Source organism: Streptococcus mitis (genome assembly GCF_001579035.1).
Lineage (GTDB): Bacteria > Bacillota > Bacilli > Lactobacillales > Streptococcaceae > Streptococcus > Streptococcus mitis_J.
The window spans coordinates 3,064-8,698 of record NZ_KQ970286.1 but is presented as its reverse complement, the minus strand read 5'-3'; the positions used below and the strand labels follow the sequence as shown (position 1 = coordinate 8,698).

Annotated in this window: 7 protein-coding genes and 1 pseudogene; all 8 read right to left on the bottom strand. The window is 42.3% G+C overall.

The window, feature by feature from the left end:
• Positions 1 to 223: pseudogene (locus tag SMIDD26_RS12555) on the bottom strand (peptide methionine sulfoxide reductase); the annotation flags it as partial.
• Between the two features lie 10 nt (positions 224 to 233).
• Complete coding sequence (locus tag SMIDD26_RS02325) at positions 234 to 800, bottom strand: TlpA family protein disulfide reductase (protein ID WP_061438786.1); 567 nt, start codon at positions 798 to 800, stop codon at positions 234 to 236.
• A gap of 19 nt (positions 801 to 819) precedes the next feature.
• Complete coding sequence (gene ccdA2, locus SMIDD26_RS02320) at positions 820 to 1,530, bottom strand: thiol-disulfide oxidoreductase-associated membrane protein CcdA2 (RefSeq protein ID WP_061438785.1); 711 nt, start codon at positions 1,528 to 1,530, stop codon at positions 820 to 822.
• A 162-nt stretch (positions 1,531 to 1,692) separates the two neighbouring features.
• Positions 1,693 to 2,241: a GNAT family N-acetyltransferase gene (locus SMIDD26_RS02315; RefSeq protein ID WP_061438784.1), complete on the bottom strand. Its 549-nt coding sequence runs from the start codon at positions 2,239 to 2,241 to the stop codon at positions 1,693 to 1,695.
• Positions 2,242 to 2,443: 202 nt separating this feature from the next.
• Positions 2,444 to 3,268, bottom strand: a complete 825-nt coding sequence (gene nadE, locus SMIDD26_RS02310; RefSeq protein ID WP_061438783.1) for an ammonia-dependent NAD(+) synthetase — start codon at positions 3,266 to 3,268, stop codon at positions 2,444 to 2,446.
• Positions 3,265 to 4,725, bottom strand: a complete 1,461-nt coding sequence (locus SMIDD26_RS02305) for a nicotinate phosphoribosyltransferase (protein ID WP_061438782.1) — start codon at positions 4,723 to 4,725, stop codon at positions 3,265 to 3,267. Before SMIDD26_RS02305 ends, nadE begins: the two co-directional genes overlap by 4 nt.
• Positions 4,726 to 4,840: 115 nt before the next feature.
• Positions 4,841 to 5,329: a DUF6773 family protein gene (locus SMIDD26_RS02300; protein ID WP_033680009.1), complete on the bottom strand. Its 489-nt coding sequence runs from the start codon at positions 5,327 to 5,329 to the stop codon at positions 4,841 to 4,843.
• The gene (locus SMIDD26_RS02295; RefSeq protein ID WP_001107500.1) at positions 5,319 to 5,528 is read right to left on the bottom strand and encodes a helix-turn-helix transcriptional regulator; all 210 of its coding nucleotides are present in this window, start codon (positions 5,526 to 5,528) and stop codon (positions 5,319 to 5,321) included. The genes SMIDD26_RS02300 and SMIDD26_RS02295 overlap by 11 nt, the downstream gene beginning before the upstream one ends.
• Positions 5,529 to 5,635 lie beyond the last annotated feature (107 nt).

Here is a 5,635-nt window from a genome sequence, read left to right as displayed (position 1 = left end):
CCTCCACTCCCCAGAAACAACCTCCAGCTAGATAAATTTCGTGCAAGTCTGCATCTTTACTAATTTCTGTTTTTTTCACTGTTTTTCCTCCTTGGCTGACTGCCGCTTTCTCAATTTGCGAGGCATCTGTCTGCCCTGCATTTCGCATCAATAGAAAATAGAAACCGGTTATGGCTAGGAAAAATACTCCTAGCAACAAGATGATTTTTAACTTATCATTCATAGAACACCTCCTAGGCCAATTCCTTCAAAGTTTGCAAAATCGCATCTTTTTCCATAAAACCTGGTTGGGTTTTGACCAATTTTCCTTCACCATCTATAAAGGCTTGAGTTGGGTAAGAACGAACACCATAACTTTCCAAGAGCTTACCTGACGGGTCAACTAGGACTGGGAAATTTTTATAATCCAATCCCTTATACCAATTCTTAAAGTCCGCTTCAGCTTGTTCTCCCTTATGTCCTGGTGACACTACTGTCAAGACCACATAGTCGTCGCCAGCTTCTTTAGCAATTTCATCCGTATCTGGAAGACTAGCCAGACAGATGGAGCACCAAGACGCCCAGAATTTGAGATAGACTTTCTTGCCCTTGTAGTCAGATAAGCGGTAGGTCTTGCCATCTACTCCAGTTAGCTCAAAATCAGCCACCTCTTTCCCTTTAGCCGTGCTTGTTTTACTAGCTGTCTGCTCCATCTTCATCTCATCTTTCATTTGGTGTTCACTGGTCATGGACTTGCCTGAACAAGCCGTCAAACAAAGGAGCGAACCTGCTCCAAGAACACATGTTTGCCATTTTTTCATACTGATATTCCTTTCCATTTTATTCAAATAATTGACTTAAAATTGAAGCATTTCCAAACAGAACCAAGAGTCCCATCACAATAATGAGAAACCCACCCACTTTTTTGAGGATTCCGAGATAGGGATGAAGTTTTCGGAAATGTTTCAAAACATAACTAGAGGCCAGAGCTAGAAGCAAGAATGGTAGCGCCAAGCCCAACGTGTACACCAACATGAGACCCGCTCCCTGCCAAGCTCCTGAACCACCTGAAGCCGCCAAGGCTAAAACAGACCCCAGAACCGGCCCCACACAAGGCGTCCAAGCAAAACTAAAGGTCAAGCCCAGTAAAAATGCCTGACTATAGCCCTTACCATTTTGCCCCTGTCCTTGCAGTTGTAACCTCTTTTCCTTATAAAGCCCCTTAAAGTGTAGAATCTCCATCTGGTGCAAACCTAAGAGAATGATAACCGCACCCGTCACATATTGAAACCAAGATGCATAAAGCAAATCTCCTAAAAAACCAGCTCCATAGCCCAGTAAGATAAAAATAAAGGAAATCCCTATTATAAAAGCTAGAGTTCGTAATAAACTAACAACTGAGATTGAAAATTTTTTGCTAGAAGCCTGAGCACCGTCCTTATCATCCAACAAGACCCCTGCATAGACTGGTAACAAGGGTAAGATACAAGGAGAAAAGAAGGATAGAATCCCTGCCAAAAAGACACTTAGAAAAAAGAAAATATGACCCATAAAGTTCCTCCTATCATTTTATTGATAGGTTTATTATACTCCTTCCATTTTCGAAAAAATAGGGACAATGATAGGGAAAAATAGGAATTTAATCAGGTTATTTAGAAATTTTGCAAAAAAAGCCAGACACAGTCTGACTTCGATGGAAACAGAAAAAATTCACTAGTCTTCCCTACTTATACCATAATAAATAAGATCCGCAAGATAGCCTTTTCTCTCTACACCATTGGTAATAGTCTTGAGATAGGACATCCCTGATTTCTCCATGACACGACCTGAAGCTGGATTGAGACTGGCATAACGTGCTCTGACTTTTTGAAAGCCTACTTGAATAAAACAAAAATCCAAGATAGCTTTCAAGGCCTCTGTCATCATACCATTCCCCCAGTAAGCCTTGCCTAACACATAGCCAATTTCACAAGAAGAATCGTTCTCATCTATTGCAACGATGCTGATATCTCCTATCACTTGCTCTGGATTTTCTTTGAGACAAATAGCCCATTTGTAATAGTTGGGATTGGTATAGGAGGCAACCCAATTTCGAATGGAGTTTCGAGTGACCTCGACATCAGGATGGGGATCCCAAGTGACGTAGGTTAGATTCTCAGCAGACGAAGCCCAATTTTGAAACATAGCTTCTGCATCACTCTCCACAAATCTTCTCAAGATCAAACGGTCTGTCTGTAATGTTTGCATACCGATAGCTTTCATGATTCCACCTCACTTCCTTATTTCTATGCTCGTAGTAAAAGACTAAACTCAGTAACAGATAAAAACAAGTTTTTCATCTAGTTAGTTTCTTGACGCAGTCGCTGTCTGGTTTGAAATGCGCTCTAGCAAGCTTTTTCAAACCTAGTCATCGTTGCGGGGGTGAGACGACGAAATCGAACTCTGTGAGTTACCGATTTCTGTCTCACTCCCAAAAATCATCAAATACGGTGATGGGTAGGTGGCGTTTGTGTTGGCCTTTGTGCCACCAGTTTTCAATGGTCGCTTGAGCTTCTGGGCTGATTGTTTTGCCTTCTAGATAGTCGTCAATCTCTGCATATGTGACTCCGAGAGCCACTTCGTCAGCTAGACCTGGTTTGTCTTCTTCTAGGTCTGCTGTTGGGATTTTTTCATAAAGGGCTGGGTCTGCACCAAGTTCCTTCAATAGTTGTTTTCCTTGGCGTTTATTGAGGCGGAACAGGGGTAAAATATCTGCACCACCGTCACCAAACTTGGTAAAGAAACCTGTGATATTTTCCGCGGCGTGGTCTGTTCCAATGACCGCTCCGCTATGGGAACCAGCAAGGGCATACTGAGCAATCATACGGCAACGTGCCTTGATATTGCCCTTGTTAAAATCTGAAACAGGACTACCTGTCGCTTCAACTGCAGCTGTCATAGCATCAGCTGATTCCTTAATGTTGACGACTAAACTGACATCTGGCTGGATGAAGGCTAGGGCTTTTTGAGCATCTGCTTCATCAGCTTGCACTCCATATGGCAGGCGGACAGCGATAAATTTGTAGCTATCATCCCCTGTCTCTGCTCGCAGTTCTTCCATGGCCAGTTGAGCCAATCGTCCTGCTAAGGTTGAGTCTTGTCCTCCAGAAATTCCTAGTACAAAAGTTTTTAGGAAGGGATGTTTTTTCAGATATCTCTTTAAGAAATCAATAGAACGACGAATTTCTTCCTGGGCATCAATCACCGGTTTGACACCCAACTCTTGGATAATCGTTTCTTGCAAACTCATTCTTCTTCTCCTTCACCGAGGGCTTCCTTGCGCATCTTATCAATCAAGTCCATCTTGTCTTGCCATACATCACGCGCCAAATCCACTGGATAGTGCTGCGGATTGAGTACGCGCTTATACTCATCCCAAAGCTTGTCAAATTCCTTACGAGCATAATCCTGAATCTCAGTCAAGCTAGGAAGGTTGTAAATCAATTTTCCGTCTTTGAAGATATCCACTAAGAGAGGAACAGCGTCAAAATTACGAACCGTCTTCTTGATGTAAGTATAGGTCGGATGGAACATCTTGATTTCTGTCATGCTGGCAACATCTACGCCATCATAAGTGATATAGTCGCCTTCTGACTTGCCTTTTTCACGACTGGTAATGCGCCACACCTGCTTCTTGCCTGGCGTAGACACTTTCTCTGCATTATTAGACAGCTTAATCGTATTGCGCATGTTCCCATTTTCATCTTCGATGGCAACAATCTTGTAAACTGCACCAAGAGCTGGCTGGTCATAGGCTGTAATCAGCTTGGTACCCACGCCCCAGACATCAATCTTGGCCTTTTGCATCTTGAGGTTGAGGATAGTATTTTCGTCCAAATCATTAGAAGCATAAATCTTAGCCTCTGTAAATCCAGCCTCGTCCAGTTGCTGACGAACTTTCTTGGAAATGTAGGCAATATCCCCAGAGTCAATCCGCACCCCCATAAAGTTAATCTGATCACCCAGCTCACGCGCCACCTGAATGGCAGCTGGTACACCGATGCGAAGGGTGTCATAGGTATCTACCAGAAAGACACAATTTTTGTGGGTCGCAGCATAAGCCTTGAAAGCTTCATAGTCATTGCCATAAACCTGTACCAAGGCATGGGCATGAGTTCCCAAGACAGGAATGTCAAAGAGTTTACCAGCACGCACGTTGCTGGTTCCATTGGCACCACCAATCACCGCTGCGCGTGTTCCCCAGATAGCCGCATCCATTTCTTGCGCCCGACGTGTCCCAAACTCCATCAAGGGTTCATCTTCAATGACTGAACGAATACGAGCTGCCTTAGTAGCCACCAAGGTCTGGTAGTTGACGATGTTCAAAAGAGCCGTTTCGACCAACTGGCATTGGGCTAAAGGGCCTTCAACTTGCACAATCGGTTCATTAGCAAAGACCAAGTCCCCTTCTTGGGCAGAACGAACGGTCAACTCCAACTTGAAATTTCGAAGGTAATCCAAGAATTCCCCATGATAGCCAAGCGACTCTAAGTAGTCGATATCACTATCTGAAAAGCGCAAATCTTCAAGATACTTCACAATCCTTTCCAAACCAGCAAAAACCGCATAGCCGTTCTTAAAAGGCTGTTGGCGGAAATACACCTCAAAGACCGCCTTTTTATTGTGAATTCCTTGGTCAAAGTAAACCTGCATCATGTTGATCTGGTACAAGTCCGTGTGCAATGTCAAACTATCATCTGGATACATACTTTTCCTACTTCCTTAGCTAGAAACCCATGAAAATTTTCAAGAACTTTCATGTATTCCAATAAATTAGTACTATTATATCACATTTTAGCTGGATTGAGAAAAGAGTAACAAGCTATTCTCCACTCTCCAGTTCATCCATGTCTTGCTCAAATTTTTTCTGAGCCCATTCGCCATAGCTCTTCAGACCGAGATTGCCAATAAAGACCCAGGGAAGGTAAATAACATAAGTAATTGCCCAAGCAGATAGGTATTTAACGTTCAAAGGATTGTGCTGATAAACTTCTATGTTGAATTGATAATTCTGTAACATCAAAAGAGCCGTAATAGCCAAGGTTAAGAAAAAACAACCCAAAATCGTAAAATGAAAACGACTATAGTAGGTCACTCCCAGATAACGTGCACGATTGAAAAAGAAGAAAATTCCTACTATCAGAGTATAGACTAGAAAATTCGGATTAAAAAGAGATGGAGCCAACACCGCCACCAAATAGCTTAGAAGTACAAGCCCAATAAAGAGTGAAAAAGACTCTGCCCCAGCTTTATTGATTAGTTGTTCTTCTCTTTCGTCAAGTAATTGATAATGAATGAATTTATTTACCATCTTCTTCCTCCCAAAATAGTTGGTCTAGGGTTTTCCCTAAACATCTGCAAATGGATTGGCAGAGTGAGAGACTGGGATTGTATTTTCCCGCCTCTATCAAACCAATAGTCTGGCGTGTCACCCCGACAGCCTCTGCCAGTTGACCTTGTGTTAAATCAAGCTCTACCCGAGCTAATTTTAATTTTAAATTTTTAGCCACCTTCGTCCTCCTTATAGTTTTAAACAGTTGCGCCTCTTTTTAACATTATTATATCATATATCTAACTTAATGCAATATATAAATGTCATTTTGTAATGTTTTATTAA